Origin of the sequence: Verminephrobacter aporrectodeae subsp. tuberculatae At4 (genome assembly GCF_000193225.1) — a bacterium.
GTDB lineage: Bacteria > Pseudomonadota > Gammaproteobacteria > Burkholderiales > Burkholderiaceae_C > Acidovorax > Acidovorax aporrectodeae.
In genome coordinates, this window is record NZ_AFAL01000842.1 from 1 (window position 1) to 953 (window position 953).

Sequence of the window (953 nt, forward strand, 5' to 3'; positions counted from 1 at the left end):
GACGCCAGCGACGTCGTGCTCACCGACGCCAACGGCACGCTGGGCGCGCTCACGGCCAACGCCGACGGCAAAACCTGGACGGCCACCTTCACGCCCACGGACAAGGTCGAGGACAGCAGCAACACCATCAGCGTGAACCTGGCTGGCGTGACCAACGCCGCAGGCAGGGCCGGGACTGGCAGCGCCGCCAGCACCAACTACTCCGTGGATACCAAGCGGCCCGACGTGGTCTCCCTCACCTTCGCCAAGTCCAAGCTCGGCGCCGGCGAATCGACCACCGCCACCATCATCTTTTCCGAAGCGCTCAATCGGGACAGTTTCACCCTGAACAAACTGAGCCCTGCGCCCGATACAGGCACCTTGTCCAACCTGCACACCACCGACGGTATTACCTGGACGTTCACACTCACTGCCCCGGCTTCCGGCAGATCAGGGCCCGGCATCCTCGGCATCCAGCTGAGCAACGTCACCGACGTCGCGGGCAACACGGGGATCACGCGGTATTTGAATCAAAGCCCCTACGTCCTTGACTTCGGTCCGCCCACTGCCACGATCACCCTGGCGGACAGCGCGCTCACCGCGGGCAAAACCACCACCGTCACCTTCACCTTCAGCGAGTCCGTCAAAGGCTTTGACGCCAGCGACGTCGTGCTCACCAACGCCAACGGCACGCTGGGCGCGCTCACGCCCGACACCGACAACAAGGTCTGGACGGCCACCTTCACGCCAACGGCCAACGTCAACGTCGCGACGAACACCATCCGTGTGAACCTCTCCGGCGTGACCAACAACGCTGACAGCGCCGGTACCAGCACCGCCGCCAGCGCCAACTACACCGTGGACACCCGGACGGACACCACGCCCCCGGTGATCGATACCGCCACGGTCAACGGCAACCAGCTGGTGCTCACCTACGCCGAAGTCAACACCCTGAACGCGGCCGCGCTCACGGG

General features: G+C 65.2%; 1 protein-coding gene. It reads left to right on the forward strand.

Annotation, left to right across the window (positions count from 1 at the left end; translation table 11 throughout):
• Positions 1-953: Ig-like domain-containing protein (locus VTU_RS29560; RefSeq protein ID WP_010108980.1), on the forward strand; the 953-nt coding region annotated here is incomplete at both ends.